We start from the raw sequence: 26,230 nt of genomic DNA, 5'->3' as shown, positions 1-26,230 counted from the left end.
CCTGAACACCCGGCAATGGTCACCCGTCTCCGGCTACGCCATGCCCGGCCGGCCGCGCCACGGCACCGTCCTGCCGATCACCCAGGCCGAGTACGACCGGCTACTGCAACGCTGGGGCTAAGCCGCCTGCGGTCGGGCCGCCAGCTGCCCTACACGCCGAGCTCCCCACCCGCCTGATCACCCGGCAACGGCTCGACCCGCGTGGCGGCGCGTCGCCGACCCCCATGACCGGATGATGGATCGACACCCCCGTATGCGCCGGCCGATCTCAGGCCGGCGATGCCACTCGCCACCCAGCGCAGACCCCCAGAAGGGAACCCCGATATTCGTGCAAAAGTCGTCCCCGCCTCGCCAGCGCTCGCGGCGCCCGGTCCGTCGTTCGCCAACCGTCTCGTCGGCACGCCCAACAGCGCGGACGCCTCGATCGTGTACAGCGGCGGCGACTGGTAGTACGTGGCCACGACGTGGTCCTCGAAGATCATCATGCGCAGATCGTCCGCTATGGCCTGTCTGAAGACCGCGGCGCGGTGTTCATCCTGGCCGCCGGGCCAGGGTGAGCGCCGGACCGGCGTGCTGGAGATCAACCACTTCGTCTACTCCGGGTTCCGCGGTGCAGCACGATGCGCGCGGCCCGGACGTGCGTCAGCACCATGATGTCCGCAAGTGAGGTTTGACCCAGGAACTCAGATCTAGTGATGGGGAATTTTATGACACTGATCACGGCGTCTGATGGTTACTCGACAGGACCGTCGCGGAGCACCCGGTCGTTGCGCCGGTCGCTGATCGCCCTTGTGGTGACCGCGCTCACCGCAGTGACAAGCCTCGTCGTCTCCGAGTCGCCGGCCGATGCCGCCACCCGCCAATTCCGAGGCGTGAACTGGGCCGTGCTGGGTGACAACTTCAGCACCGGCACGCTCGTCGTGCAGGGCCTGAGCCAGTCCGACAGCAACGCGACAGTACGGGCCAAGGCCAACGCCATCTACGACGACTTGGCCTCCACCATGGGGGTCAACACCGTCCGGCTGCCTATCAACACGCACACCGTGGCCAACACGACCTGGTGGAACGCCTACCGCGGCGCCATTGACGCCGCCACCGCCCGCGGATTCAAGGTCATCCTCGCCTATTGGGAGGACGGCGCCGCCTCCGGCGGGAAGATCACGAACATCGCCGCATGGAACACGATGTGGTCCAGCGTGACCAACACCTACGGTTCGAACAGCAACGTCTACTTCGAACCGATGAACGAGCCGCACGGCTACACATCGGCGGAATGGCGCAACGTCGCAGCGAACTGGCTCAGCTATCACACCTCGGCCGTGCCCGGCCGGGTGCTCATCGGCGGCACCGGCTACAGCCAGGACCTGCGGGACATCTGCAACGACAGCCGCTTCAACTCGAGCCTGCTGTCCTTCCACCACTACGCCTTCTTCTACAGCGCGATGACCTACGACGCCTTCCGAAGCCACATTCAGACGCGTCTGGGCAACTGCGCCTCCCGCGCGGTCGCCACCGAGTTCGGCGCGCCGATGTCCACCGGCCTCAACTACGGCGACGCGAACAGCACCGACAACTTCGTGCGCCACATCCGCGCCATGGCCCAGGTCATGCGTGACAACCAAATGGGCGGCACCTACTGGCCCGCCCTCGGCGGCAAGCCGGGTGACATCGGCTACGACTGGTACTCGATGTACGCCCTGAGCGGCAGCGGCACCAATCTCAACCTGACCGTCCGCAACACCTCCGGCGCTGACCGGATCCGGTATGCCTGGGGCGACACCATCGACTCCACCCCTCCGCCGGGGACGGTCTACAGGATCAACGTCCGCCACAGCGGCAAGGCCATGGACGTCCAACAACCGAACACCGACAACGGTGCCCGCGTCGGCCAGTACACGTACGGCGGCAACGCGTGGCAGCAGTGGCAGTTCCAGGACGCCGGCAGCGGCTACTGGCGCATCATCAGCCAGCACAGCGGAAAGTGCCTCGATGTGGTGAGCGCTTCAACCGCCGACGGTGCCGAACTCATCCAGTACACCTGTGGCACCGGCACCAACCAGCAGTTCCAGATGGTCGCCAACGGGAGCTACTTCCAGCTCCGGGCACGACACAGCAGCAAATGCGTGGACGTACCGTCCGCATCGACCGCGGACGGCGTGATCCTCAAGCAGTATCCGTGCAACACCGGCACCAACCAGCAGTGGTCGCGCACGGCCGTCTAACGGTCGTCTCGACGTGACCGCGGATCCGCGGTGCGGCCCTCACGCCCCCGGTGCCGAACTCGTGCTGTGTGCTCGGTGCCGGGGGATCGGGAAACGAGCAAGCGGTCGACTTCACTCATGCCCGGCTACTCCCCCGAAGGGCGACGGGACCCCGATCGCGGGATTCACGCCCGGCACCACCGGCTAGCCGGGTCCCCGTCGAACACCCTGACCGCGCCACGGTCGAGGCGACGCCACGCGATCCCTACGCCACCGTGCCGATCCGCCGGACCGGCCGCGCCGAATCCATCGTGACCGCCACCGTGACGAGTGAGGACGGTTCCCAGAGACGGGAGTACCGCATCGAGTTGACCCCCCGCTGACTGGGCCGCACACGAGCCCCTTTCCGGCGCCGGAGACCGGCCATGACAGCGGGCATCGCCCCGCTCGCTGTCATGGCCGGCTGGAAACGGCCGCTCAGGTCTCAGCGGGCGGAGGCCTGCCCGGGTGCCGGCAGGACCGGGGCGACCACGAACCTCGTCGTGGCCCATACCAGGTAGAGCAGGGGCGCGCCGAGGAGCAGGACGCCGATCACCGGCTTGGCGAGCACGACGGCCACCGCCAGGCCGAGGACGGCGACGTTGAGCGCGGCCAGGTACCAGCGCCGCGCCACGAGGTAGATCCCGGGGCGGACCAGGTCACGGACCCGCACCGGCTCCCGCCGCGCCTCGGCGAGCAGCACCAGAACGGCGAGTGCCACGCAGGCCACCAGCACCGCCGCCGTGGCGAAGAACGGGACGAGCGCGGGCCCCCACCCGGTCCGCGAGACGACCACGGCGTCGAGCGCCAGCATGCCGACGGCCGCGGCGCCGGCGGCCCACACCAGGACCGCGCGCAGGCCGCCGCGCCGGTAGCCGTCCAGGAACGGGCGCAGCACGACGATGGGCCCCGTCTCCCCCAGCGCCGCGAAGCAGGCGAACGCCCCCGTCAGCGCCGGCGCGCACAGCGCCGACAGCGCGGAGAAGAACGGCCACGAGGCGAGCGGGTCGCGCACGATCGCCAGCGCCGCCAGGAACGGCGAGCAGGCGAGGGCGAGCAGGACGTTCGTCATGAGACCGACGTAGACGGTGCCGAAGACCTTCTCGTACGTGGTCTGCGCGGCCGGCCGCAACAACCGCCGCACCCCGGAGACGTGCCCCGCCGCACCCGTGCCACGGGCCCGCGCGCTCATCCCTTGAGCCCGCTGGTCGCGATGCCGCGGATGAAGTACCGCTGGCCGAGCAGGAAGATGACCACGATCGGCAGCACCGACAGCACCGCGCCCGCCATGATCATGGCGTACTCCGCCTCGTACTGGCCGACGAACGAGCGCAGCCCCAGCTGCACGGTCCACAGCTCGTTGCTCGTCAGGTAGATGAACGGACCCATGTAGTCGTTCCAGGTGTTGACGAAGGTGAGCAGGGCCAGGCTGGCCAGCGCGGGCTTGGACAGCGGCAGCATGATCCGCCAGTAGATGCCGTACTCGCTGAGCCCGTCGATCCGCGCGGCCTCGCACAGGTCGTCGGGGATCGACATGTAGTACTGACGCATGAGGAAGACGCCGAACGCGCCGAACGCCTGCAACAGGATGACCGACCAGTACGTGTTCGTCAGCTCGGCCCGCTGCATCATGATGTACTGCGGCACCATGTAGGCCTGCCACGGCACGGCGATGGTGGCGATGTAGGCGACGAACAACGCGTCTCTGCCGGGGAATCGCACCTTGGAGAACCCGTAGGCCGCGAAGCTGCCGCTGAGCACCTGCAGCAGCGTGATCGTCAGCGACAGGAACGCCGAGTTGCCGAGGTAGCTCAGCAGCGGAATGCGTTCCCAGATGTCGATGAAGTTCGACCAGCGCAGCTCACTCGGAATCCACTCGATGGGGATGGTCAGGACCTGGTTGTCGCGCTTGAGCGCCGAGGACACCATCCACGCGAACGGCACCAGCACGATGGCGGACACCACGGCCAGCGCCACGTACGTGGCTGTCTTGCGGACCAGGGTGAGGCCCCGCCGCTCCCCTCCGAGCGGCCCCGACGGAGGGCGAGGGCCGGTGGCGGCGGAGGGAGCGTCTTGCAGCGTCGTCATCAGCCGCTCCTGCGTTCGTTGAGCCGGAACTGAATGAGGGTGGCGGCCAGCACGATGAGGAACAGCACCAGGGCGATGGCCGAGGAGTAGCCGAAGCGCCCCTCCCTGATCCCCTGTTCGTAGACGAGCTGGGCCAGGACCTTGGTGCTGCGCCCCGGGCCGCCCTCGGTCATGACCACGATGAGGTCGAGCACCTTGAAGCTCTGGATGGTCAGCATGACCGCGACGAAGAACGTGGTCGGCCGCAGGCTCGGCAGGGTGATGCTCCAGAAGCGCTGCCAGGCGCCGGCGCCGTCCACCGTGGCGGCCTCGTAGTACTCCTTCGGAATCGTCTGCAGTCCGGCCAGGTAGAGCACCATGTAGTACCCCATGTCCCGCCACACGCTCGTGACGATCACCGCCGGCATCGCCCAGTCGGTGCTGGCCACCCAGCGGGGCGGATCGTCGAGGCCGATCGCCTGCAGGAACTGGTTGATCGGCCCGGCCGTCGGGTTGAACAGCATGTTCCAGACGATGGCGACGGCGACCAGCGAGGTGATGTACGGGAAGAACGCCGCGGTGCGGAAGACGGCCATGCCGCGCAGCTTGCGGTTGAGCACGAGCGCCAGGCCGAGCGCGGCCATCAGCGTGAGCGGGATGTGGCCGACCGCGTAGTAGAGCGTGTTGCGCAGGGCGACGTGGAAGTTCTCGTCACCGAGCATGCGCTGGAAGTTGTCCAGCCCCACCCATTCGGGCGTGCCGTAGGAGTCCCAGTCGAGGAAGGCCAGGGCGAAGGCTGCCAGCATCGGGACGAGGGTGAACAGCGCGAAGCCGATGAAGTTCGGGAGGATGAAGCTCCATCCGACGAGGATGTCGCGCCACGCGCGTTTCCTTGGAGGCGGCGCCTTCGGCGCGGGCGGCGCCGCCTGCGTCATCACATTGGCCATGAACGTCCTTTTGGGCTGTCTGATGGTCGCGCACGGGGACGCGGCGGGCGCGCCCGCCCGCCGGCGCACCCTAGTTGAGCGCCTCGTTCTTGACACGCTCGTTCATCGACTTGATTCCGTCGGCGGGCTGCTTGTCGCCGACCATGATGAGCTCGTGCTCCTCGTTGAGGATCGTGTCGATGTCGGAGGCCTTGTCGCTGACCGGCATCTCCAGCACGACCTTGTCCGGCTCGAACGCCTTCTTCGACAGCTCGTCGGCCGGCATGCCCTCACGCCCGAAGTACGCCTTGGTGATCTCCGGGGTCTGCAGCGAGGGCACCACACCGATCTTGGTGATCGCCTCGGCGCCGGCCTGGCCTGCGGCGAACTGCACGAACTTCTTGGCCGCGTCGACGTGCTCTGCCTTGGCGTTGACGGCGAAGGCGGTCGGCGAGCCGAAGGTGGTCACCTCGGTGCTTCCGGGACGCTGCGGCATCGGGGCCAGCCCCCAGTCCACATCGGTCGCGCCCTTCCCCTTGGCCTCCAGGATGCCGGAGATGTACCAGGTGCCCATGGGCATCATGGCGGTCGCGCCGGTCTCGAACTGGGTGCGGTAGTCGGACTTCTGCGACTTCGCCGTGCCGAAGTCGAGGGCGGCGCCGGACTTCTGCAGGCCGAGCGCCACCGCGTACTGGTCGTTGAAGAAGGAGTAGTCACCGCCGAGCAGGTCGCCGCCGCTCTGTGCGGCGGCGATGGCCTGCACCACCGAGCGCCAGGTGTGGTGGTAGGTACCGTAGACCTTCTTGCCGCCCTCATCGCGGGTGAGCTGCTGGGCGAGCTTGGCGTACTCGTCCCACGTCAGCTTCTCCGGCATGGTGACGCCTGCCTGCTCGAAGAGCTTCTTGTTGTAGTAGAGCACCCAGAAGTCCTGCCGGTACGGCACGGCGAAATACTTGCCCTGCACGTCGAACGCCTCCAGGCCCGCCAGTTTCGAGGCGTCGCCGGACTTGGCCAGGTCGGTGACGTCGAGGAGCTGGTTCCGGCTGGAGTAGCGCGAGTAGTCGATGACGTTCTTCATGGTGATCACGTCGGTCGTGTCGCCGCCGGCGAGCATCGTCGTGACCTTCTCCGGGTAGTCGTCCGCGAGGATGTCCACCGGCTTGACCTTGATGGTTGGGTGCGCCTTCTGGAAGGCGTCGAACAGGGCCTGGAACTCGGGAGTCTTGGCCAGGTTCCACACCGAGACGGTCAGCGTGACGTTCCCGTCGCCGCCATCGGAGCCGCCCGAGCCGCCGCCGCAGGCGGTCGCGGCGAGTGCCAGCAGGGCCACCGCCGCCAGGCGGCGTGAGGCGTTCGAAGCGATCATTGATCGGATTCCTTTCCGTTGAGCCGGTTCCGGGCTCAGGCGCTCACCTTGAACTCGTCCACGGTCACGGCCGCGCGCGGCGGCCGGCCTGTCAGAAAGCGTTCCAGCTCGTCGAGCGCGCTCTCGCTCATCCGCCGGGTCTCCGAGCCGAGAGATCCGGCGATGTGGGGGGTGATCATGACGTTGGGCAGGCTGTACAGCGGGGAGGCCGGCGGCAGCGGTTCGGGATCGGTGACGTCGAGGATCGCGTTGAGCCGCCCGGCGGCGCACTCTCGTTCCAGGGCCGAGGTGTCCAGCACGGCGCCGCGCGCGGTGTTGATCACGGTGGCGCCGTCCGGCAGCGTGGCCAGCTCGGCGGCCCCGATGAGGTGGCGGGTGGCGGGCAGCTCCGGGATGTGCAGCGTGAGGATGTCGCAACGCGGCAGCAGCTCGGGCAGCTCGACCAGGCGGGCGCCGGCCGCGCTCACCTCGCCGGGGTCGGCGTACGGGTCGGCGACGAGGATCTCGGCCTCCAGGACGCGCAGCCGCTCGACGACGCGGCGTCCCACCCGGGAGTAGCCCACCACCCCGACCGCGCGCCCGCGGTTGGACAGGTCCTCGCGGTGCACGATGGAGGACCAGACGGCCTGGCGCATGTGCGCGTCCTGGGCGAGGAACGGCGCCTTCTTGCCGGCGAAGATGATCGCGGCGAGCGTGAACTCGGCCACCGGGATCGCGTTCTCGTCGGCCGCGCTGGTCACCAGGATGCCGCGCCGCCACACCTCGTCGGTCACGAGCGAGCGGACCGTGCCGGCGCAGTGGAAGATCGCGCGCAGCCTCGGCGCGTCGGCGAGCCGCTCGGCCGTCAGCGGTGGGCAGCCCCAGGAGGTCAGCAGGACCTCGGCCTCGCGCAGCCTGCTCCGTGCCGGCGCCGTGTCGAGGTCGGCTGTCACGATCGGCTCCCCCAGGTCGGCGAGCGCGCGCAACCGCCGCAGCTGCGGCTCCTGGAACTGCATGCCGTACGTCTCCTGGTCCATGACCAGCAGAGCCTGCGGTCGGTGCGTCATGAGGACCCTCCGAGCGGCCTCATGACCACGTTGCTGTGCTTGATGGTTTCGCCTCGCTTCATCCGGCCACGTGGACATCCCGGGCAAGCGCTTTCCGATGATGCCGATCATGTCCGCTCGTTACAATCGCGTCAATACCGTGTGAATCATATCGATCACGTTTATCTGATCGATATTGATCGTTCCTGCTCCCCGGCTCCTCCCGAGTGATATCACGGCGGGACACATCGTGCCTGATCACGTCAGGAGGACGGATGCCCACTCTGCAGGACTCTCTGCGGGAGTTCGACGACCGCCGGCTCTCGCCGTACACCGAATGGACCCGGGACCCCGGGCCGCCTGACGCGACCGTGGTTGTGACCCCGGCTCTCACCGCTGGCACTCGCGCCGACGGGATCGTCCGCGTGGCCGACCATTCCCACCCCGGAGCCCACCTGACCGGCTCGCCGCTGTACGCGCGATTCGGGCACTCCACCGCCACCTCGTCCCTGCTGTCAGGCGAAACTCTTCGACCAGCCGGTCGCCCTCCTCGACGAAAGCGGGCAGCCCAGCCACCGCACCGGCTTCGAGACCGCCTTCACCGGCCGGCTCCCCTCCGGGACCCTCGTCGGGGCGTCACGCTGGCAGGCTCACTGGGTCGTCCCGGAAGGCGATCAGCCGGATCACGGGAGCCGCCGGTCCGGGGTGTCGCGCCTGGGGCCTGGCTGCAGGTGATCTCCGCCGTGCGCGGGCCTTGGGAGGTTCGCCTGGTACGGGTGACGGCGTCCGAGGACGAGCGGGCCAGTGGCGGGCTGCTGCGCGTCGGCGGATGGCCGCTTCCCGCCACGGAGTCCGTCCGCGAGGAAGGAGCCGCCTGGAGCGATGTCCTGTGCTCCCGGCTCGTTCCCGGGCGGGGTTCACGTCGTCCGGAGTGCTCGGCGCCGAGGACTCCTCACCGCTCGCCGCCGGAACGCTGCTGCCATGGTGCGCCGGCGGCGGGCGGTGCTCGAACTACGCGGCGACCAGCCGCTGTGACGAGTCGCTGTGACGAGTCGCTATGACGAGTCGCTATGACGAGTCGCTATGACGAGTCGCTATGACGAGTCGCTATGACGAGTCGCTATGACGAGTCGCTATGACGAGTCGCTATGACGACGAGGAGCGCACGATCAGGCGTGGCTCGATGATGACGCGGTGGCTGGGTCGTTCCGGGTCATGATCGTCCAGGCGGCCGGTCAGCATCGCGAAGGCGGCCCGCCCGATGGCCGCCTTGGGCGGCCGGACGGCGGTCAGCGGCGGGTCGCACAGCTCCGCCACCTCGTCGTCATAGGTCACCAGGGCCAGATCGCCGGGAACCCGGATGCCGCGTTCCCGGCACCGCTCCACCAGGCTGATCGCCTCCGGGTCGGAGTGCACGAGCAGTGCCGTCGTCCGAGTGGCGGCACACGCGTCGAGCACCTCGTCGAGCGCCTGCGGCCAGCCGGGATCGCGCTGATCGACCGTGTCGGCGTCGGGCACGGCCTCACCCCGCGCGCCGCCGTCGAGCTCCAGCCCCAGGTCCTCGCAAGCCTGCTGCCACCCCCGCCGTACGTGCGGGCTCGTGGGGCTCAGCCGGGTGGTGATCAGCCCGATGTGCCGGTGCCCGAGCGCGGCCAGGTGCCGTACGGCCATGGCCGCCCCGAACGCGTGATCGCTGACCACCGACTCCATGGCCTCCCGGTAGTCGCCCACGGCGGCGGCCCGCTCGATGAGGACGACCGGCACGCCCGTGCCCTGCAGCCACTTCACCAGCGCCTCACCGTCGTCGCCGGTCGTGGTGGGCGCCACCAGCAGACCGTCGATGCCTTCCATCTCGACCAGCCGGGCGAGCTGACGCCGCTCGTCGGCGGCCTGATAGGTGGCGCCGCGCAGGACGATCCGCGCCCCGGAAGCCGCCGCGGCCTCGCGCACGCCGCGGATCACGTCCGGCCAGTAGTAGTCCAGCGACGGCACCACCATGCCGATGGTCAGCCGTGGCTCCTCGCCCCCCGCGGCGGGCACCGTCGGGACGGCTGCCTCCGCTCCCGCGGCGGGCTCGCTCAGCAGCGCGGCCCCGCCGCGTACGCGGCGGATGAGACCCCGCGAGGAGAGCAGCGCGATGTCCCGGCGGATGGTGATGACCGAGACGTCCAGCTCCGAGGCGAGCACGTCGACGCGTAAGACGCCGCGCCGGCGCAGCAGGTCGAGGAGCTGGGTCCGGCGTTCGTCCGGCAGCGGGGCCGGCGGGTCCGGCACGGTCATAGGGGCACCATCTTTCCTGAGGGCCTTCTCGAAGGCTTTGTCGGAGGCGTTCTCGGAGGCGTTCTCGGAGGCTTCGATAGGGTGCTCGGGTAAGGGACTCGGGCGGCCCCGGAACGGCGGCGGCACGACCGCCTCACGCCCCCGCCTCCACCCGCACGGCGAACGCGCCACGCGCCGTATCGGGCAGGAGCAACTCCAGCCGGGTCAGGCGCTCGCCCCACACGCCCGACCGCAGCGGCCCGGCCGCCCGGCCTGCTCGGCCGAGACCGGTCACGGAGTTCGTCATATCCCTCCTAGTCGGCGGTCCATGCTACCGATCCAAAGTGATCGAAGTTGACTTAGAATGATAGAGGTGATCGAAGCATCGGCGCCCGGCGGCATCAAGGCCCGGCGGCATGTCACCGGAACCGCCAGGGGCGATCGCCACAACCGGGTGCTTTGCCCGTCAAAGGTCACCAACGGAAAGATCCGTGAGACAGAGCCCTGATAGACGCTCCGCAGTCTTCCACCGCCCCTCTTGACGGCCTGTGCCGTGCCAAAACATCGGCAGGCTTTCTACGTGGGCTTTCGCATGATCGTCATGCGGCTCTTCGATATTCGTGGATCAGGCCCGCGACGGTACTGCGGTGCTCGATCACAGCCGTGAGGTCGATCGGCTCGCCAGGGTCATGCAGTGGGGGTCGTTGGCCGCGGGACTCGTGAGCCCGATGAGCGTTGTGGTGCCGCTCGTAATCAGCCGGCACCGACCAAGGCGCCGCGCACCATGGACCAACAGGTGGTCGAGGCTCTCGCGCCGAAGCGTGCCGACGAATCGTTCGGCGTAGGAGTTCGCACGAGGCGATCGCGGTGGTGTCCTGATAACCCGCATACCACTGCTGGGGAGGACGTCGTCGAACGCTCCGGAGAACTTCCCGTCACGGTCCCTGATCAAGAGTGTGAACTGGTCGACGCGTTCCCCCGGGCCCGTCAGCAGGTTCCGTGGCTGCTGGGCTGTCCAGGCCCCGGTCGGGTTCCGGTAACGCCCGGCATATGGACTCGGCGTGTCTGGATCTCCATGACGAAGAACACGTACAGGCGCTTGAGGAATACGGTGTCGACGTGGGCGAAGTCGCACGCCAGCAATCCGGCGGCTTGGGCGGTCAGGAACCGCCGCCAGGTCGGCGACATCCGGCGGGGTGCGGGGCCCAGCCCGGCCACGGCCAGGGTCCGGCGGATCGTGCCTTCGCCGATCCGGTGCCCGAGGCCGAGGAGTTCTCCTTGGATACGCCGGTGGCCCCAGCGGGGTTCTCTCGTGCCAGCCGTATTACCAGGCCGCGGATCTCGGCGGTGATCGGTGGCCGGCCAGCCCTGGCCGGGTGTGTCCAATGCTGTTTGACCAGACGGCGGTGCCAGGCCAGGAGCGTGCCGGGCGTCACGGCTGCGGCGGCAGGTTGGTCGGCCGCGACCGGAGCTCCAGATCCTTGGACGCCTCACTCCGAGCGAGCAACACAAGCCAGCCGATCAGACGCACGAAGATCGAATACAGGAGCCGGGAAGACTGGTGAACGCTTCGAAATATGCGGCCGGTGACGTCCGCGGGCCGAGGAAGGCGAAGCCGCAGGCACGAGTTCGCTCCCCAATGCCGAGTGGCCGTCGCCGTGCCACAGGACGGCCAGGCAGAGGGCCAGTCTCGCGGCGCGGGTGACCGCTCTCCATGGGCGTGGGCCCACTGGCGCGGCAGCGTCATCACCAACATCGTCGGCGTGACCGACGACGCTCTGACGGCCACTTCCCAACCGATGATCGAGGCGCTCGCCTCGCTCGATCCCGAACCGGCCCACCAGAGCGAGGTCGACATGCGCGCGCACGTCGCGTATCAGGGCGCCCCGGTAGGTCTGGCCCATCGACCACGGCCGGCGCTGACCGAACAACTGACCGACGAGGCCCACTCACGCTGGGACTGGGACGCCTCACGCCTGTGGCGGCCCGTGCCACTGGCCGATGACCTGTTCGTCGTCCCCGTGTACGCCAGGACTTTCCGCGGTGGTAGCCGTGGTCAGCCGTTCGTCTTCGCTCTTGTCAATGACCAGGGAAAGATGACCGGGCGCCTCCACGGCATGCACGAGTGGGACGACTCCCCGTTCACCGGCTTCTGCTTCAACCTCGCCGCCGACCCTTACAGGGGCCTTGCCTTCCACCTCAACCGCTACGGCCTGTACGCCTGGGACAAGGCAGGGATCCTGCGTGCCAAGCTGGATACCGGAAGCAAGGCCTTCAAACCGCTGACCCATTTCACCCTCACCGCCTGCTCACCCGCCGGTGAGCTCCTGCTCGTCCACAACAAGCAGCACCTGATCCTGCGCGTGCCCGCCCCTGACGATCTCACCGAACTGGCGGCCGCCGCCGAGGAGGCGCTGCACGGGTACACCCGGCAACGCACCGTCCTCAAGAAGCAATGGGCGCCCGTCAACTGGCACTGGACCCAGACGGACGCCCTTCTTCATCGCCTCTGATAGCCCTGCCCCCACGAACTGAGCCTGAGTGCCCGTGTACAGCCTGCTCCCTGAGCCCGCTGCGTGGGCGACGATCAGGCGAAATGGTGACGTAGCGCGAATCTTCCGCGGCCTAGAGCGATCTTCCGGTCGGAGCGGTGGTTGTCCCAGCCACGTCACCAACCGGAAGGTCTGCCGCCGTTGTACGCCACCGCTCCCATCGCTGTCTCCCGTAACGAAGAAGCTGCCTGCTCATGCGTGGCCTGCCGGTCCGGCCGCGGAGCCGATCACCGATCCGGGCGCCCCGCTACGCCACCGATATGAGTGACGAAGAATGGCAGGTCATCAAGCCGCTGATGCCCTGGCCGGCCTGGTTTATCGGCAATGGCGGACGACCCGGGAAGTACTGCCGTCGCCTGATCATGGATGCCATCCGGTACGTGGTCGACAACGGCTGCAAGTGGCGCAATCTGCCCGCTGACTTCCTGGTGCCCTGGCGAATTGTCCGTGCGATTTCACTCGCTGGTGGTAGGACGGTGATCTCTATGCCCTCCACAATGACCTGCGTGAACAGGTTCGGGTAGCCGTCGGGGCGAGAGCGGATGACATTAGCGGCAGGCACAGGGTTCACTTCGGGTGATTTGCTAACTGGATCTCGGTGCACATGGGAAGCAACCGACCCTCGCGAAGAGCGCATTTCCCTCGAGGGCAGAATGGTCTTCTCATTGCTGCGGTGCCCATCGACGGCAGCAGTCCGGCGACCGCCGGCGCGCGCAGCAGCGCGACGACGTCATCTCAGCGGCGCTGCTGCCCTCGGCGCCTCAGGCCGTCGTGATCCCCATCATCCGGCGCGCCACGACGAAGTAGCCGGAAGGCGGCGACCCGGCCCGCAGGCCGGTTTCAGCTACGCGGTGCTGTCTTGCCATTGTTCGCCGCATGAAGGCTGAGGGCCATGGTGACGAGGCCGACGATCGCCGATGTCAACGTCACGTCCCAGTTGTCGTCGTACGTCCCGTACGCCCACGGGGTGCCGATGAGGGAGAGGTCCGTAGCCCCTCCTCGCCGAAGTGCCCCTGGTTCAGGGTCCTGGTCACGATGTAGTCACGCGCACCGACGAGGTAGAGGGCCAGTAAGACAAGCCCTGCCGCCCACAGATGCCACGGTCTTGCTGCACGACGTTGCCGAGTCTGCTCAGCCTGGTCCATTGGCCTCTCCCCGATTGTCGAACGTTGCGGCGGGCGACTCGCCGAGGACGGTCTCGACCAGGTCGACCGCCATCTCCTTGGGCAGGACGGCGATACCTTTGCCGAAGTCGGCGAGCAGCAACAGGGTGTTGTCCGGGCTGATCCCGAACATGTCACGGATGTCCTTCGGGATGACGATCTGACCCTTCTCGCCGACCCTTGCAGTGCCCGCCAGCTTGCCCGGCGGCGGACGTGGTGCAGCCATGAGCAGGCCCCCTTGGTCGTCTCACTCGCCAGACTCCCCAAGCGGTAAGTATGGAATTTACAACAAATCTGATATAGCGACGGCGGGAACGTGCAAGCCCGGCTCCCGCTACGGTCGACTGGCTGGCCATGTCGACCCGAAGCCGCCTACCGGTATCTCCAGGCCGTCCCCGAGCTCCTCGCCCTGGCAGCCGGCAGGCTCGAGCAGGCCGACGGGCAGGTGTCCCGATGACCGACCCTGCCCCATCCTGCAGGGGTTCTTCACCGACCGGCTGGCCCGGCAGAAGGAGGCGAGGCCGAACACGGTCGCGGCATATCGCGACACGTGCTCGTGCGGGCCAAGACCGGGAAGGCACCCAGCAGACTCAGCCTCACAGACCTGGACGCCACGATGATCGGCGCGTTCCCGCAGCACTTGGAGGATGACCGGGGAAACGGCAGCGCCACCCGCAACGCCCGGCTGGCCGCGATCCACTCGCTGTTCAGCTATGCGGCCCCGCGGGCACCCGAACCGCCGCCGTGATCAGCCAGGTCCTGGCCATCCCACCCCGCCGGCACGAGCGCGCCATCGTCAACCACCTCACCCCCGGACAAACCGACACTCTGCCGAGCTCCAACGCCGTCCGCTCGCGACGGTGGCCGACGACGAGCTCGGGTTGTGCTCGACAGCCAGACCCTCGGTCGGCTCCAAGACCGTGATCGGCCAGCTGATCTCCCGCTGTGACGTCGTACGGAGACGACGCTCCAACCTTTACAGGATCTTCTTCGATCCCGGCAACCCCGCGGGCGGTCATCCAGTGACGGTGAGCACGATCTTTCCCGTGGTGCGGCCGGTCTCGCCGAGCTCGTGAGCCTTGGCCGCCTGCTCGAACGGCAGCACGGTGTCGACCTCGGCGCGCAGCCGCCCCGCCTCGACCAGCTCGGCGATCGTCGCCATCGCGGCGTTGTCCGGCTCGACGAGAACGAAGCCCGCCCAGATGCCGCGATCCGCGGCCTGCCGGAGGAGGTCATCGTCGGGCTCCGGGGAGAGCTGGGCAAGGGTGCCACCGTCCCGCAGCGTCCGCAGGGAACGCGGCCCATAGTCGCCGCCGATGCTGTCGATGACCAGGTCGACATCGCGGACCGTGGCGGCGAAGTCCTCCTCGGTGTAGTCGATCACCTCGTCGGCGCCCAGCCCACGGACGAAGGCGTGCTTCGGCGTACGGGCGGTGCCGATCACGTACGCGCCGAGATGCTTGGCCAGTTGCACGGCCAGATGGCCGACCCCGCCGGCCGCGGCATGGATCAGCACGCGCTGGCCGGGCCGCACGTTCGCGGTGTCGTGCAGGACCTGCCACGCGGTGAGCGCCGCCAGCGGCAGCGCCGCGGCGTGTACATGATCGAGGCCGGCCGGCTTACGGGTGAAGTGCCGCGACGGGGCGGTCACGTACTCCGCGTAGCCCCCCGCCTTGTGCGGGAACCGCGGCATTCCGAAGACCTCGTCCCCCGGCCGGAAGCGGGTGACCCCGAGGCCCACGGCCTCGACCACCCCGGACACGTCCCAGCCGAGGATGGCGGGCGGATCGTTCAGCAGTCTGCCGTACGTCCGTGACTTCCAGTCCGTCGGGTTGACACCGGCCGCGTGCACCCGAACCAGGACCTCCGTCAACATCGGCTCAGGACGGTCCACCTCGGCCAGAGTCAGCACCTCGGGGCCGCCCGCAGACTCGTGGATGATCGCGCGCATCCGTGCCGCCGCCATCGTGTCTTCGCTCATGGGGGAATCCTCCGTAGAAGCCGGGTACGCGTCGTCGCGACCGGCCGAATGACTAATCTTGAACGTTCGGGATCGCGAGACGACCCGAGGCACTGGATGCCGCGCTCGACACCCGCCTTACGGCGTAGGCCGATGACACCGGGAAGGTCGAGCCCAGCGCCGATGGCCACCGCCACCATCACCGCCACCTTGCCCGTCGGCCCACGCCGTTCACCTGGATGCGGCGGTCCTGTCCGGCCCAAGGGTGGATTTTCGTCGGCCACCCGGCCTCGGGCGTTCGTCCGTCTTCGCGCGTTTGCCCGAGACGCTCTTACGACACCTACGCGTGCTGGGAGTAGGTGCTGGTGACGGCGGCGATCCGGTCGGCGCTGGCCGTCTGATCCTCGGCGTCATTTCCGAGGTCAATGCCGCCGGCCAGCCAGCCGCCATCGATGGTGAGCACGCTGCCGGTGATGAATGACGCGTTCTCGCTGGCCAGGAACGCGACCAGGTTGGCGACCTCCTCGGCGCGCCCCGGTCGGCCCAGCGGAAACCGGCTGGCGACGCCGAGCTCCTCGCCCAGCCTCCGCATAAGATCGTTGCTGGCGATGTATCCAGGGCAGATGGCGTTGACCCGGATCCCGACCGGCCCCAGTTCCAGGGCAGCCGACTTGACCAGACCGTGCACACCGTGCTTCGACGCCGAGTACGCCGGTGACATCCGCACACCGGTGAGCCCGGCCGCCGACGAGGTGACCACAACCGAGCCACCGCCCACGTCGCGCATCGCCCGACCCGCTGCCTGCAGACCGAGCAGCACGCCACGCAGGTTCACCGCCATCGTGCGGTCCCACTCCTCCAGCGGGTAGTCCAGAACACCGGCCCAGTGCCCGATGGCAGCGTTGAGATGTGCGATATGCACCGCGCCGTAACGGGCGACCGTCTCGCGGACCATCGCCTCGTTGTCCTCCTGCGATGCCACGTCGACCCGCAACCCGAACGCCTCGCCGCCGGCGGCCACGATCGCCTCGGCTGTCCGCTCGACTTTCTCGACGGTACGGCCGGCGCAGCACACCCGCGCTCCCAGGGAAGCCAGCGTTGCCGCGGTCGCCGCGCCGATACCGGACCCCGCCCCCGTCACGACCGCCACCCTCCCGGCCAGCGAAACCGTTCCTTGCTCTCTCATGGTCATTTTTGATTGCTTCCTTTCCTGATCCGATATCGAGTCCTCTGGTCAGACACGAGCCGTCAGCGCCCCGACTCTTCGTGACCTTGCAGGTACGTGGCGAGCGTCACAAACAGACGACGGTGAGCAACCCGTCCCTCTTGGCCGGCGACAAGGACGCCCACAGCGTCGCGCAGCTTGGCGGCTTCGCCGACCCGGAAGACCACGCCGGTTGTCCTGGTCCGCACGTCAGTCTGTCGTCCAAGGCCGGAGCTTGTCGGGGTTCAGCACCGACCAGATGCGCTTGATCCGGTCGCCTGCGACGTCGAAGGCCAGCACCACCACGGTGACGCCGTCTTGCTGAAGCACCAGACCGGGCTGGCCGTTGACCGTACGCTCCAGGATCGCCAGGCCGGGTGCCAGGCCGGCGACGGTGACGAAGGCGCGCGCGATCCGCTCGCCTCCTTCCATCGGGCGCAGCATGGCGCTGACCAGGCCGCCTCCATCGGCGGTCCCCGTGGCGTCAGGGTCGAGCAGGCCCACGAGGGCGTCGATGTCCTTGGCCTCCCATGCCTGCTTGAACTCCCTGACGATGCCGGCCTGCCGGCCCGCCGGAGTCGCGGGACCCTGCGACGCGCGAATCCGGCGGCGGGCCAGCCAGGCCAGCTGACGACACGCCGCCGGCGTACGGCCGACGATCTCGGCCACCTCGGCGAAGGAGTAGCGGAACACATCGTGCAGGATGAACGCGACGCGCTCGGCCGGAGCCATTGCTTCGAGCACGACGAGGAAGGCCATGTTGACCGACTCGTCAAGGGTGACCCGGTCAGCCGGGTCGACCGGACCACCGCCCGGCCACCCGTTGCTCCACTCCGTACGATCGGGCAACGGCTCCGGGATCCACTCGCCCACATACCGCTCGCGCCGGACCCGTGCCGAGCCGAGCAAGTCGAGACAGATACGGCCGGCGACCGTGGTGAGCCAGGCGCCGGGCGATTCGATGGCCTCCTGCTGCTGCCGGGTCATGGCGTACCAGCGGGCGTAGGTCTCCTGGACGACATCTTCGGCATCGGCCAGAGAGCCGAGGAGCCGGTAGGCGAGATTGATCAGCTGGCGCCGTTCGCTCATGATCGGGCTCAGGCCCGGATCTGGCCGGCCGGCTCCTGGCTCGGATGGGGTGGTCATGATGTTGCCGATTCCCTTGGTCGCAACTGCCCTCACCAGTTCGACGAGACAACGCACCGAACAGTGAGATTGACGCGCCGCCGCCCACTTGGAGGGGTTGCGTCGTCGTACCGCCGAGATGAAACATCGTTCCGCCAACGCCAACCTCTAGGTGATCTGACGCTGGAACGCGCCCTCCACACGCACGCGAGACCTCAACAAGGCCGGCCAGAGCCCTCGGTGGCGCTGCCACGGACTCGGCGGCACGTGTTCCGTCCTGCGTATCCTGAACTCGAGAAGTCAGAGGCGGGACTGGGCTGCTGGAGTTCGTCCCACCCAGCCTGACGCGGATCGGCATCGCTATCCGTGCTGGCCGGGCTTGTAGTCGCCGGCGGGCTGTTGGGTGATGAGCCAGCGCCAGGGCGGCCCGCTCGGCCTCGGTGAAGACCGTCGCCTCCCGCCACGCCGCGACCAGGTTGAGGCGAACCGAGGATTCCCCCGCGAGCGCGGCTCCTTGGTGTGCATGTCGACGCAGACGCTGCAACCGTTGATCTGGCTGACGCGAAGCGCCACCAGGTCCTGCGTTGTGGACGGCAGGGGCGAATCGTGTACGTCCTTGCCCGTGGACAGGACATGCTTCAGAAGCTTCGCCGCGATCGGGCTGCCAAGAAGGTCGAGACGGGCGCCCACACTGTTCTCCTTGTCGTTTCGGCTGTACACCCCACCGACGACACAGCCCGGCCAGATGTCACAGCCAACCGAATGTGATCTGCGTCTCCCAGCCGCGACGCTATGGGCATGGTCGCTGGTGCTGTGACCGAAAATAGAGCAGCACACCAAGGACTGGCAGGAGCGTGCTGGGGTCGAAGCGTTACGTACGCAACCGGACCGCGCTCCACTGCGGCCTTCAGGTAGGAGGGGCAGCGCCGCATGCGCGCCGTAACCGGTGTCACGCAACGATACGAAGGCTCAGGGGCCATTTTCTTGTGGGGTGATCTGCCTCACACGCTGTCACAACGATCGGTCGCTCAGTGTCTTGATGCCAAACCTCGAGAAACGAAGGAGGCACCATGACCGAGAACATCGATGCAGTCGTGATCGGCGGCGGATACGCCGGCGTCATGGCGGCCAACCGCCTGACGCAGCGTAACGATGTGACCGTGACTCTGATCAACCCGCGCCCGGCCTTCGTCGAGCGGCTTCGCCTGCACCAGCTGGTGGGCGGGTCCCACGACGCGGTCGTGGACTATAAAGACGTCCTGGCCAAGAGCGTCCGGCTGGTGGTCGACACCGTGACCAGGATCGACGCGGCCGGGCGCCGCGCGAGCTTGGCGACCGGCGGTACGGTCGGTTACGACTATCTGATCTACGCCGTGGGCAGCGGCAGCGCCGACCCGCGTGTGCCCGGAGCGGCCGAGTTCGCCTACCCGATCGCCACCCTGGAAGAGGCACAGCGGCTGCGGCCGGTCATCGACGCCGCACCCGCAACGGCTGCAGTGACGGTGGTCGGGGGCGGTCCAACGGGTATCGAGACCGCCGCCGAGCTGGCGGAGGCCAACCGGACCGTGACTCTGGTGTGCGGCGGGATGCTGGGCCCGTACCTGCATCCTCGGGTTCGACGCTCGGTTGCCAAGCAGCTGGCCAGACTCGGTGTGACCGTGCTCGACGGGCCCAAGGCGAAGGTGACGGCGGTGACGTGCGACGCCGTGCAGCTCGGTGACGGCCGCGAACTGCCGAGCGAGGTGACCATCTGGACCGCAGGGTTCGGCGTGCCAGACCTGGCCGCGCGCAGCGGGCTGAGCACCGACGCCGTGGGCCGCCTGCTTACGGACGAAACGTTGACCAGCGTGGACGATGCGCGCATCGTCGCGGCCGGGGACTCGGCGGCACCGTCGGACCTGCCGTTGCGGATGAGCTGCCAGACCGCGCGTCCGCTGGGCGCGCACGCTGCCGACACGGTGCTCAGCCGGATCGCGGGCGAGCGGTCTGCGGCCATCAACGTGGGTTACTTCGGCCAGTGCATCGCCCTGGGTCGTCGTGCCGCCACCGCACAGCTCGCCTCCAGGGACGACACCGTGAACAAGTTCTCCATCGGTGGCCGCCTCGGCGCGATGATCAAGGAGGGCAGTTGCAGGGGCATGGTCAAGGAGCTGGCGCACGAGGGACGTAAGCCCGGTTCGTTCACCTGGTGGTTCAAAGATGACAAGCGCCGGCAGTTGCTGCAGACCAAGCGTGGCGAGGCGCTGGCCATCCGCTGAATGAGCAGCTTCAAGGCGTCCGGCGGCCAGGGCCGACCGCGAAGAGGAGGGAGCCAGATATGAGCGATCCTGCCACTGACCCGGCGACCGAGGCGTTCGTCGCCCACCGCAATCTGCTGTTCACCGTCGCCTACGAGATGCTCGGGTCGGCGACCGACGCAGAAGACGTCCTGCAGGAAACCTGGCTGCGGTGGGTCAAGGTCGCCGTGGGCCAGGTGCGCGACCAGCGCGCCTACCTGGTCCGGATCACGACCCGGCAGTCGCTCAACCGGCTGCGCACAAAGAGGCTTCGCAAGGAAACCTACGTCGGGCCCTGGCTGCCTGAGCCGTTGCTCACCTCGCCGGATGTGGCTCAGGACATCGAGCTCGCTGAGAGCGTGTCGATGGCGCTCATGATCGTCCTGGAGACGCTGTCACCGACAGAGCGCGCCGTCTTCGTGCTGCGCGAGGTCTTCGACGTCGGCTACCACGAGATCGCGGCCGCCGTCGGCAAGACCCCCGCGGCCGTCCGGCAGATCGCGCACCGTGCCCGCCGGCACGTCGATGCCCGCCGCCCTCGTCAGGCGGTCTCCCCGAGCCAGACCCGGGCGGTGTTGGAGTCGTTCCAGCGCGCGCTCGAAACCAGAAACCTGCAGGGTCTGCTCGACGTACTCGCCCCGCAGGTCGTCCTCATCGCCGATGGCGGCGGCGCCAAGCAGCCAGCGCCGCGGCCCATCACGGGCTCCGAGAAGGTGGTCCGCTTCATCGTCGGCGGCTTGGGCAAGTCCGACGTCTGCCTCGCCTGTGACCCCACCGTCGTCAACGGCAACCCGGCACTCATCGTACGCGTGGACGGCGAGATCGACGGCGTCCTGGCGATCCGCGTCGAGAACGCCCGCATCACCGGCCTCTACTACGTCCGCAACCCGCAGAAGCTGACCCGCATCGCATCCGAGACCCCGCTCACCCTGCGATGAACACCGGCGGCGGAACTACCACCTGACCAAGGCACCGTGCTGGCTTCACCCCCGAAGAGCTCCGAACACATTCAGCCAGATCTATTACTGGGAGGTCCTTCATGACGAAGAGCGTTGCCGGTGAACGCACCGACCCGGAACTGCCGGTCGAGCGTGGCTGCCCGTTCGCCCCGCCCGCCGCCTACGAACGGCTGCGCGAGCAGGCGCCGATCAGCAAGATCCGCCTGACCAGCGGGGATGAGGCGTGGGGTGGCCGGGCATGAGGAAGGCCGCACCATCCTCGCCGACCGCCGCTCCTCCTCCGACCGGCAAAGGGACGGCTTCCCGTTCTTCGCCGCCGATGCGGCGGTCCAGCAGCAGCTCCGCAGCCAGCCACCGTCGATGGTCAGCATGGCCGGCGCGGAACACGCCGCGGCCCGGCGTGCGTTGATCGGCGAGTTCACCGTGAAGCGGCTGGCCGCGCTGCGCCCCCGCATCCAGGACATCATCGACCACTTCATCGACGACATGCTCGCCACCGGCCAGCACCCGATCGACCTGGTCCAGGCGCTGTCCCTGCCGGTGCCCTCCCTGGTGATCTGCGAGCTGCTGCTGACCGCCGGCCACGAGACCACAGCGCATGATCTGGCTCGGCGTGCTCGGCCCGCTCATCCACCCGGACAGTCGGCCAACCGGGACCCGGCGGCATCCAAGGACCCGGCCGAAACTGGATATCGAGCGCGGGGCCCGCCACCACCTCGCCTTCGGCTTCGGCCCGCACCAGTGCCTCGGCCAGAACCTGGCCCGGATGGAACTGCAGGTCGTCTTCGACACGCTGTTCCGCCCCATCCCCACCCTGCGGCTCGCCACACCGATCGAGGACCTGCCGTTCAAGACCGACGCCGTCATCTACGGCGCCCACGAACTACCCATCACCTGGTGAGAAGGCATGATGCATATCAAAGCCGACACCGGAGTCTGCGTCGGCTCGGGCCAGTGCGTCCTGACCGAACCGGCCGTCTTCGACCAGGACGACGACGGCATCGTCGTCCTGCTGACCGACCACCCCGACGGCCAGACCGCGGCACAGGCGCGCGACGCCGTCACGCTGTGCCCGTCCCGAGCCCTCTCCATCCTGCAGGAGTAAGCCACCGGGGTGTCCGTGCCGGTAGCGGCCGGTGACGTCCGGTGGGGTAGGTCAGACCTTGTCCTCCAGCACATCCACGCTGGAGGACAAGGCGAGCCGGGACCTAGGCATGGCGACCGATCACCCTCCTGCCAACACCTAGGCCGACTTCCTGCCGTGTGCGGAACTGCTTTCGAGCTTCCGGCGGCGCGCACGGGTTCTCCGCCACCGGGGCGCATGCAGTTCGCCTTGTCCGCCACGCTGACCAGACAGCAGGATCCCGCGCTCACGCCGCTCCCGAAGGAACGGTTGAAGCGGTGCTGCGCCCCAACCCGCATGTTCGCCGGGCCGTCCGCCCGGTTGCGCGGGCGGGATCTGCTCAAGGCCGCGCCTCATCTCCTTGACCTGGACGCGTTGCAGGGCGACACGCTGCTGCTACATGGCAACCTCAGCCCTCGGCATCCGCACATCGGGACGGTCTGGTATACGCGGTGGACTGGTGGCATGCGTGCAAGGGCGCCGCCGGGTGGATCTGGCGTTCCTTGCCCCTCATCTCGTGGAAATAGCGGGGCACAGTACGCAGCGAACCGAGGCGCTGCTGGCGGGCATTCCTGCGTGGAAAGAACTGCCACCGTGCAGGTTGCAGGGCTGACCGTGCTGTGGACGCTGGCCCGGCTGTACCCCAGCACGGAGTGCCCGTTCCAGATCGCGGTTTTCCGACTTGCGCGTTCATGTTGTGACCATCCGGTCAACCTCCTGGTTACTCAACCAGGAAGCGGACTTCGGTGGTGAAGCGCGAGTCGGGATCAATACCGCTTCACGTTGACCTTGTCGTGGAGGCCCGTGGTGTCAGCCAGCTTGGACAGCAGGCGAGCCGGCCCGGCCGGGAGGACGTCGAGCAGGCGGAAGATCTGAGCGCCTGCCCAGATCCGCGCCTGGGTGCCGGGAATGACCTGCTTGACCATGCGGGCGGCATAATCGCGGCTGCCTCGTACGTAGTCGGCCATTTCACGTTCGTACGCGCGGAAGGCGGCGGTGTGGTCGCCGCCGGCTGCGGCCAGTTCACCGGCGAGCACGTAGGCCCCGATCACCGCCATGCTGGTGCTCGCGCCCACGGCGGGACCTGGGCAGTAGGCCGCGTCGCCGGTCAGGCTCACCCGGCCACGCGACCAGGTTTCCATGCGGAGCTGGGTGATCTCGTCGAAGTAGAAGGCGGGAGCGCCGTCCAGCTCGGCGAGCAGGCGGGGGGCCTCCGAGCCGAGGCCGGCGAAGTGCTCGCGCAGCAGTTCCTTCTGCCGATGGGTGTCGTGGCGGTGGTAGTCGAGGCGGTGAGGGCTGTGGAACATGAAGGTCGCGCGGGCCTCCTCCAGATGCCGCGGGCTGTACATGGCCATCATGCGGCCGGGAGCGGCCAGGCTGATCATTTCGTTGGAGAGGCCGAGGTGGTCGGGCACGGTGGCCACCGATACGTACCCGCCGAGGAAGTGGGTGAACTGCCGCTCCTCCCCGAACACCAGTCGGCGGACGTTGGAGTGCAGCCCGTCAGCGCCGACCACCAGGGCGAACGCGCGCGGCTCTGCCCGCTCGAAGGTGACCTTCACCTCGTCCTCGCCGTCCTCAATGGAAGCTATGGAGTCGCCGAAGGCGTATTCGACGTCGTGCCGGGTGGCGTCGTAGAAGATCTCGCTCAGGTCGTCGCGCATGATCTCGACATGCCGACCAGGCGTGACGCCGAGGACGCGGGCGGTGTCGACCCGGATCGCCTTGGCGCCCTCCCGGAGAAGGGTCACGCGTTGCGCGCCGGTGTCCTTGGCCTGGACGTGCTTCAGCAAGCCCATCTGCTCGACGATGCCCATCGACGGGCGGAAGAGGTCGACGGCGTGACCTCCTGTCTTGCGCAGGGCCGGTGCCCGCTCGACCACCGTGGGGCGGAAGCCGTACCGATGGAGCCAGTAGGCCAGCACGGGACCCGCCACGCTGGCACCGGAGATCAGAATCCGCATGCGCTCCTCCTTACTTAATGATAGGTAAGTTGCCGGGCTGCGGCGGGGCGACGCCGTGCAGCGCCGATCCCGCCGAGGTTCTCGCTCTATTCCGGTTCCGACGGGGGCGCGCTGCGTACCACGGGCATGATCTCGCGCTCGAAGATCGCGGCGATCTGCCGGTCGCGTTCGGTCCCGGACGGCATCGCCTCCAGGAGATCGCGTGTGCGCTCGTGGATCGGCCCGGCCAGCATGCGGTCGGGATGCACGTAGAGCCGGTTTTCCTGGACCGCGCGCAGAACCTGCTCGCCGACCACGTCCGGGGACAGCCCGTAGCGCTCGAAGATCCGGTCGCGGGCCTCGGTCGCGGGGTCCTGCGAGGCCGGAGTGCAGGGGTTGCCCGGCTCGTGCTTCAGGCTGTTGGCCATGATCTCGGTCCGCACGAAGCCGGGGCACACCACGGTCACCCCGATTCCGCGTTCGGCGAGTTCGCGATGCTGGCGGAGCGATTCCGACAGTCCCACGACGGCGAACTTGGAGGCGACGTACAGGAACTTGTCGCTGGCGACGAGTCCGGCCCCTGAGGCGACGTTCACGATCTGAGCCGGTCGGCCTCGGCCGAGCATGCGGGGCAGGAACGTCTGCAGACCGTTGACCACGCCGCCCAAATTGATGCCCAGCACGTGGTCCCACAGCTCGTAACTCAGCTGAGACGGGGGGACGGCGGTGCCGACCCCGGCGTTGTTGCACAGGACGGTGATCGGGCCGAGCCGCTCTTCTGCGGCGTCGGCCACTCGGGCGAAGGCGTCGCGGTCGCGTACGTCGAGCTCGAACGCCTCCACCTCGCCCGCCAGAACGGACAGTTCGCGCCGTGCGGCCTTCAGCCGTGCGCCGTCGATGTCGGCCAGCGCGATCCGGGCGCCGGCCGCGGCGAAAGCGCGGGCGATGCCCAGGCCGATGCCTTGGGCTCCTCCGGTGATGAAGAGCGCCGAGCCTGAGATGTCCACCATGAACCCTCCTAGCCAAATGATACAGCTACTGCACCAATATAGACACGATACTTTTATGGTGCCTGTAGACTTTCAGTATGACCGAGGAGCTTGGGCGGCGAGAGCGGAAGAAGCAACGGACGCGTCACGCGCTGGTGGACGCGGCCATGCGGCTGTTCGAACAGAAGGGGTTCGATCAGACCATGGTGACCGAGATCGCCGAAGCCGCCGACGTGTCGGAACGGACGTTCTACCTGCACTTCCCCACCAAGGAAGATGTCGTGATCGGCACCGCCGAGGAACGCCTCGACGTCGGGCTGCACACGATCGCGCAGTGGCGGCCGGGTCAGAGCGTGGGCGAAGTCCTTGAGCAGGCCGCGCGGAAGATCGCCGAACAGACGATGCACACGGACGTGCCGAGCGGTCTCGCGGCGCTACGCGTCAAGCTGCTCGCCTCGACGCCATCGGTCCAGGCCCGGCTCGTCCAGCGACTGCTGCGGACCCAGGGCGAGCTGATCGACGCCCTACATCGGGCGGCGCCCGAGTCGGTCAGCCGAGTGGAGGCGGCGGCGATGGTGGGTGCGGTGCTCGGCGCGCTCAACGCGACCGCCATCGCCAGCATCGAGCAGGGCGACGGGCCGGAGGAGACACGCGGTGCGTTGCGCCGCGCCGTCGACATCGCCCTGCAGCCCGAACAGGTGACGGGTATCGTGAGACGGGCGGACACGTGAATCGGCCGTGAAGCCCGTCACGGTGGCCGCGCCGGGCAGGTCGAGGCCCCCACGCTCGTGGGTGCCGGGCACCAGGGCGAATGTGCCGGCCAGGACCAGGAGCCGTCCATCGCCATCAGCAGCTGGGCGGCGGCGATCACCAGCAGGCGAGGCCGCTTCTTTCGGTGTGCGTGCTCATGTGCGGTCCTCAGCAGACGGCGGCGTGGACGGCGGCGGCGAGCAGGTCGTGTTCCGGGTAGGACCAGCCGAAGCCGAAGCGGCGCCGGGTGTAGCCGAAGGCGATGCCGTTGAGCGGGTCGGCGAAGGCTTCGGCGCCCGCCGA

26 protein-coding genes and 1 pseudogene are annotated in these 26,230 nt (G+C 68.3%); 11 read left to right on the top strand and 16 right to left on the bottom strand.

Features of this window, described 5'->3' with window-relative positions:
• Positions 1-149 precede the first annotated feature (149 nt).
• Positions 150-584 carry a hypothetical protein gene (locus E1294_RS38735; RefSeq protein ID WP_132515953.1) on the bottom strand — a complete coding sequence of 145 codons (435 nt, stop codon included), beginning with the start codon at positions 582-584 and terminating at the stop codon, positions 150-152.
• Positions 585-707: 123 nt separating this feature from the next.
• On the opposite strand from E1294_RS38735, the gene E1294_RS38730 reads away from it, so the two are divergent.
• Positions 708-2,222, top strand: a complete 1,515-nt coding sequence (locus tag E1294_RS38730; protein WP_132515952.1) for an RICIN domain-containing protein — start codon at positions 708-710, stop codon at positions 2,220-2,222.
• A gap of 463 nt (positions 2,223-2,685) precedes the next feature.
• Here E1294_RS38730 and E1294_RS38725 read toward each other — a convergent pair whose 3' ends face one another.
• The 5 genes from E1294_RS38725 to E1294_RS38705 all read right to left on the bottom strand — a co-directional run bounded on the left by E1294_RS38725 (position 2,686) and on the right by E1294_RS38705 (position 7,645).
• On the bottom strand, positions 2,686-3,432 hold the full coding sequence (locus tag E1294_RS38725) for a ferredoxin-NADPH reductase (RefSeq protein WP_132515951.1): 747 nt from the start codon (positions 3,430-3,432) through the stop codon (positions 2,686-2,688).
• Complete coding sequence (locus E1294_RS38720; RefSeq protein ID WP_132515950.1) at positions 3,429-4,328, bottom strand: carbohydrate ABC transporter permease; 900 nt, start codon at positions 4,326-4,328, stop codon at positions 3,429-3,431. Before E1294_RS38720 ends, E1294_RS38725 begins: the two co-directional genes overlap by 4 nt.
• A complete protein-coding gene (locus E1294_RS38715; protein WP_132515949.1) occupies positions 4,328-5,254 on the bottom strand; it encodes a carbohydrate ABC transporter permease in 927 nt (308 codons plus the stop codon). The genes E1294_RS38720 and E1294_RS38715 overlap by 1 nt, the downstream gene beginning before the upstream one ends.
• 70 nt (positions 5,255-5,324) lie before the next feature.
• Positions 5,325-6,599 (bottom strand): ABC transporter substrate-binding protein, encoded by a 1,275-nt coding sequence (locus tag E1294_RS38710; RefSeq protein ID WP_132515948.1) that lies wholly within the window; start codon positions 6,597-6,599, stop codon positions 5,325-5,327.
• Positions 6,600-6,634: 35 nt separating this feature from the next.
• The gene (locus E1294_RS38705) at positions 6,635-7,645 is read right to left on the bottom strand and encodes a hydroxyacid dehydrogenase (protein WP_132515947.1); all 1,011 of its coding nucleotides are present in this window, start codon (positions 7,643-7,645) and stop codon (positions 6,635-6,637) included.
• 868 nt (positions 7,646-8,513) lie between these two features.
• Here E1294_RS38705 and E1294_RS53385 point away from each other — a divergent pair.
• On the top strand, positions 8,514-8,672 hold the full coding sequence (locus tag E1294_RS53385) for a hypothetical protein (protein WP_165977705.1): 159 nt from the start codon (positions 8,514-8,516) through the stop codon (positions 8,670-8,672).
• 98 nt (positions 8,673-8,770) lie between these two features.
• On the opposite strand, the gene E1294_RS38700 is transcribed toward E1294_RS53385, so the two are convergent.
• On the bottom strand, positions 8,771-9,904 hold the full coding sequence (locus tag E1294_RS38700; protein ID WP_132515946.1) for a substrate-binding domain-containing protein: 1,134 nt from the start codon (positions 9,902-9,904) through the stop codon (positions 8,771-8,773).
• 133 nt (positions 9,905-10,037) lie between these two features.
• The gene (locus E1294_RS53380; RefSeq protein WP_165977704.1) at positions 10,038-10,190 is read right to left on the bottom strand and encodes a hypothetical protein; all 153 of its coding nucleotides are present in this window, start codon (positions 10,188-10,190) and stop codon (positions 10,038-10,040) included.
• 1,456 nt (positions 10,191-11,646) lie between these two features.
• Here E1294_RS53380 and E1294_RS38690 point away from each other — a divergent pair.
• Together E1294_RS38690 and E1294_RS38685 are read left to right on the top strand one after the other, a co-directional pair.
• Positions 11,647-12,396 carry a hypothetical protein gene (locus E1294_RS38690; protein ID WP_132515945.1) on the top strand — a complete coding sequence of 250 codons (750 nt, stop codon included), beginning with the start codon at positions 11,647-11,649 and terminating at the stop codon, positions 12,394-12,396.
• A 272-nt stretch (positions 12,397-12,668) separates the two neighbouring features.
• Positions 12,669-12,881 (top strand): annotated as a pseudogene (locus E1294_RS38685) (transposase); the annotation flags it as partial.
• 685 nt (positions 12,882-13,566) lie between these two features.
• Here E1294_RS38685 and E1294_RS38680 read toward each other — a convergent pair.
• A complete protein-coding gene (locus tag E1294_RS38680) occupies positions 13,567-13,824 on the bottom strand; it encodes an AbrB/MazE/SpoVT family DNA-binding domain-containing protein (RefSeq protein ID WP_132515943.1) in 258 nt (85 codons plus the stop codon).
• A gap of 324 nt (positions 13,825-14,148) precedes the next feature.
• Between E1294_RS38680 and E1294_RS54955 the strand changes: the two genes are divergently transcribed.
• Entirely contained in the window at positions 14,149-14,346 is a 198-nt protein-coding gene (locus tag E1294_RS54955) for a hypothetical protein (protein ID WP_220448170.1), read from the top strand.
• A gap of 267 nt (positions 14,347-14,613) precedes the next feature.
• Here E1294_RS54955 and E1294_RS38670 read toward each other — a convergent pair whose 3' ends face one another.
• The 4 genes from E1294_RS38670 to E1294_RS58410 all read right to left on the bottom strand — a co-directional run bounded on the left by E1294_RS38670 (position 14,614) and on the right by E1294_RS58410 (position 18,460).
• Positions 14,614-15,579, bottom strand: coding sequence for an NADP-dependent oxidoreductase (locus tag E1294_RS38670; protein ID WP_132515942.1), 966 nt, complete (start codon positions 15,577-15,579; stop codon positions 14,614-14,616).
• A gap of 319 nt (positions 15,580-15,898) precedes the next feature.
• Complete coding sequence (locus E1294_RS38665; RefSeq protein ID WP_281284576.1) at positions 15,899-16,744, bottom strand: SDR family NAD(P)-dependent oxidoreductase; 846 nt, start codon at positions 16,742-16,744, stop codon at positions 15,899-15,901.
• Positions 16,745-16,972: 228 nt separating this feature from the next.
• Complete coding sequence (gene sigJ, locus E1294_RS38660) at positions 16,973-17,851, bottom strand: RNA polymerase sigma factor SigJ (RefSeq protein WP_246083606.1); 879 nt, start codon at positions 17,849-17,851, stop codon at positions 16,973-16,975.
• Positions 17,852-18,247: 396 nt separating this feature from the next.
• A complete protein-coding gene (locus E1294_RS58410) occupies positions 18,248-18,460 on the bottom strand; it encodes a carboxymuconolactone decarboxylase family protein (protein WP_425465250.1) in 213 nt (70 codons plus the stop codon).
• Positions 18,461-18,957: 497 nt separating this feature from the next.
• Here E1294_RS58410 and E1294_RS38650 point away from each other — a divergent pair, with 497 nt between their 5' ends.
• The 3 genes from E1294_RS38650 to E1294_RS53375 all read left to right on the top strand — a co-directional run bounded on the left by E1294_RS38650 (position 18,958) and on the right by E1294_RS53375 (position 21,364).
• A complete protein-coding gene (locus tag E1294_RS38650; RefSeq protein WP_132515939.1) occupies positions 18,958-20,145 on the top strand; it encodes an NAD(P)/FAD-dependent oxidoreductase in 1,188 nt (395 codons plus the stop codon).
• A gap of 59 nt (positions 20,146-20,204) precedes the next feature.
• A complete protein-coding gene (locus tag E1294_RS38645) occupies positions 20,205-21,101 on the top strand; it encodes an RNA polymerase sigma-70 factor (RefSeq protein WP_132515938.1) in 897 nt (298 codons plus the stop codon).
• A gap of 101 nt (positions 21,102-21,202) precedes the next feature.
• A complete protein-coding gene (locus E1294_RS53375; protein WP_165977701.1) occupies positions 21,203-21,364 on the top strand; it encodes a hypothetical protein in 162 nt (53 codons plus the stop codon).
• Here E1294_RS53375 and E1294_RS54950 read toward each other — a convergent pair.
• Positions 21,312-21,707, bottom strand: a complete 396-nt coding sequence (locus E1294_RS54950) for a hypothetical protein (RefSeq protein WP_220448169.1) — start codon at positions 21,705-21,707, stop codon at positions 21,312-21,314. The two genes, E1294_RS53375 and E1294_RS54950, sit on opposite strands and share 53 nt — an antisense overlap.
• A 13-nt stretch (positions 21,708-21,720) precedes the next feature.
• Between E1294_RS54950 and E1294_RS54945 the strand changes: the two genes are divergently transcribed.
• The gene (locus E1294_RS54945; RefSeq protein WP_220448168.1) at positions 21,721-22,023 is read left to right on the top strand and encodes a cytochrome P450; all 303 of its coding nucleotides are present in this window, start codon (positions 21,721-21,723) and stop codon (positions 22,021-22,023) included.
• Between the two features lie 6 nt (positions 22,024-22,029).
• On the top strand, positions 22,030-22,227 hold the full coding sequence (locus tag E1294_RS38635; RefSeq protein ID WP_342775129.1) for a ferredoxin: 198 nt from the start codon (positions 22,030-22,032) through the stop codon (positions 22,225-22,227).
• A 785-nt stretch (positions 22,228-23,012) separates the two neighbouring features.
• Here E1294_RS38635 and E1294_RS38630 read toward each other — a convergent pair.
• Both E1294_RS38630 and E1294_RS38625 read right to left on the bottom strand, forming a co-directional pair.
• Positions 23,013-24,209, bottom strand: coding sequence for an FAD-dependent monooxygenase (locus E1294_RS38630; protein ID WP_132515937.1), 1,197 nt, complete (start codon positions 24,207-24,209; stop codon positions 23,013-23,015).
• A gap of 86 nt (positions 24,210-24,295) precedes the next feature.
• Entirely contained in the window at positions 24,296-25,198 is a 903-nt protein-coding gene (locus E1294_RS38625) for an SDR family NAD(P)-dependent oxidoreductase (RefSeq protein WP_132515936.1), read from the bottom strand.
• 77 nt (positions 25,199-25,275) lie between these two features.
• On the opposite strand from E1294_RS38625, the gene E1294_RS38620 reads away from it, so the two are divergent.
• Positions 25,276-25,908 carry a TetR/AcrR family transcriptional regulator gene (locus E1294_RS38620; RefSeq protein WP_132515935.1) on the top strand — a complete coding sequence of 211 codons (633 nt, stop codon included), beginning with the start codon at positions 25,276-25,278 and terminating at the stop codon, positions 25,906-25,908.
• The last annotated feature ends 322 nt before the right edge of the window (positions 25,909-26,230 follow it).

It is taken from the genome of Nonomuraea diastatica, assembly GCF_004349015.1.
Lineage (GTDB): Bacteria > Actinomycetota > Actinomycetes > Streptosporangiales > Streptosporangiaceae > Nonomuraea > Nonomuraea diastatica.
This window is presented reverse-complemented; position numbering and strand designations above follow the sequence as displayed.

What these genes read in the sequence shown, in the direction of transcription:
- E1294_RS38720 (WP_132515950.1), bottom strand. Translation starts at nt 4,328, where the DNA reads ATGACGACGCTGCAAGACGCTCCCTCCGCCGCCACCGGCCCTCGCCCT.
- E1294_RS38650 (WP_132515939.1), top strand. Translation starts at nt 18,958, where the DNA reads ATGACCGAGAACATCGATGCAGTCGTGATCGGCGGCGGATACGCCGGC.
- E1294_RS38715 (WP_132515949.1), bottom strand. Translation starts at nt 5,254, where the DNA reads ATGGCCAATGTGATGACGCAGGCGGCGCCGCCCGCGCCGAAGGCGCCG.
- E1294_RS38710 (WP_132515948.1), bottom strand. Translation starts at nt 6,599, where the DNA reads ATGATCGCTTCGAACGCCTCACGCCGCCTGGCGGCGGTGGCCCTGCTG.
- E1294_RS38725 (WP_132515951.1), bottom strand. Translation starts at nt 3,432, where the DNA reads ATGAGCGCGCGGGCCCGTGGCACGGGTGCGGCGGGGCACGTCTCCGGG.
- E1294_RS38625 (WP_132515936.1), bottom strand. Translation starts at nt 25,198, where the DNA reads ATGGTGGACATCTCAGGCTCGGCGCTCTTCATCACCGGAGGAGCCCAA.
- E1294_RS38620 (WP_132515935.1), top strand. Translation starts at nt 25,276, where the DNA reads ATGACCGAGGAGCTTGGGCGGCGAGAGCGGAAGAAGCAACGGACGCGT.
- E1294_RS38705 (WP_132515947.1), bottom strand. Translation starts at nt 7,645, where the DNA reads ATGACGCACCGACCGCAGGCTCTGCTGGTCATGGACCAGGAGACGTAC.
- E1294_RS38645 (WP_132515938.1), top strand. Translation starts at nt 20,205, where the DNA reads ATGAGCGATCCTGCCACTGACCCGGCGACCGAGGCGTTCGTCGCCCAC.
- E1294_RS38635 (WP_342775129.1), top strand. Translation starts at nt 22,030, where the DNA reads ATGATGCATATCAAAGCCGACACCGGAGTCTGCGTCGGCTCGGGCCAG.
- E1294_RS38730 (WP_132515952.1), top strand. Translation starts at nt 708, where the DNA reads ATGACACTGATCACGGCGTCTGATGGTTACTCGACAGGACCGTCGCGG.
- E1294_RS54945 (WP_220448168.1), top strand. Translation starts at nt 21,721, where the DNA reads ATGATCTGGCTCGGCGTGCTCGGCCCGCTCATCCACCCGGACAGTCGG.
- E1294_RS53380 (WP_165977704.1), bottom strand. Translation starts at nt 10,190, where the DNA reads ATGACGAACTCCGTGACCGGTCTCGGCCGAGCAGGCCGGGCGGCCGGG.
- E1294_RS38630 (WP_132515937.1), bottom strand. Translation starts at nt 24,209, where the DNA reads ATGCGGATTCTGATCTCCGGTGCCAGCGTGGCGGGTCCCGTGCTGGCC.
- E1294_RS53375 (WP_165977701.1), top strand. Translation starts at nt 21,203, where the DNA reads ATGACGAAGAGCGTTGCCGGTGAACGCACCGACCCGGAACTGCCGGTC.
- E1294_RS38700 (WP_132515946.1), bottom strand. Translation starts at nt 9,904, where the DNA reads ATGACCGTGCCGGACCCGCCGGCCCCGCTGCCGGACGAACGCCGGACC.
- E1294_RS38670 (WP_132515942.1), bottom strand. Translation starts at nt 15,579, where the DNA reads ATGAGCGAAGACACGATGGCGGCGGCACGGATGCGCGCGATCATCCAC.
- E1294_RS38665 (WP_281284576.1), bottom strand. Translation starts at nt 16,744, where the DNA reads ATGAGAGAGCAAGGAACGGTTTCGCTGGCCGGGAGGGTGGCGGTCGTG.
- sigJ (WP_246083606.1), bottom strand. Translation starts at nt 17,851, where the DNA reads ATGAGCGAACGGCGCCAGCTGATCAATCTCGCCTACCGGCTCCTCGGC.
- E1294_RS38680 (WP_132515943.1), bottom strand. Translation starts at nt 13,824, where the DNA reads ATGGCTGCACCACGTCCGCCGCCGGGCAAGCTGGCGGGCACTGCAAGG.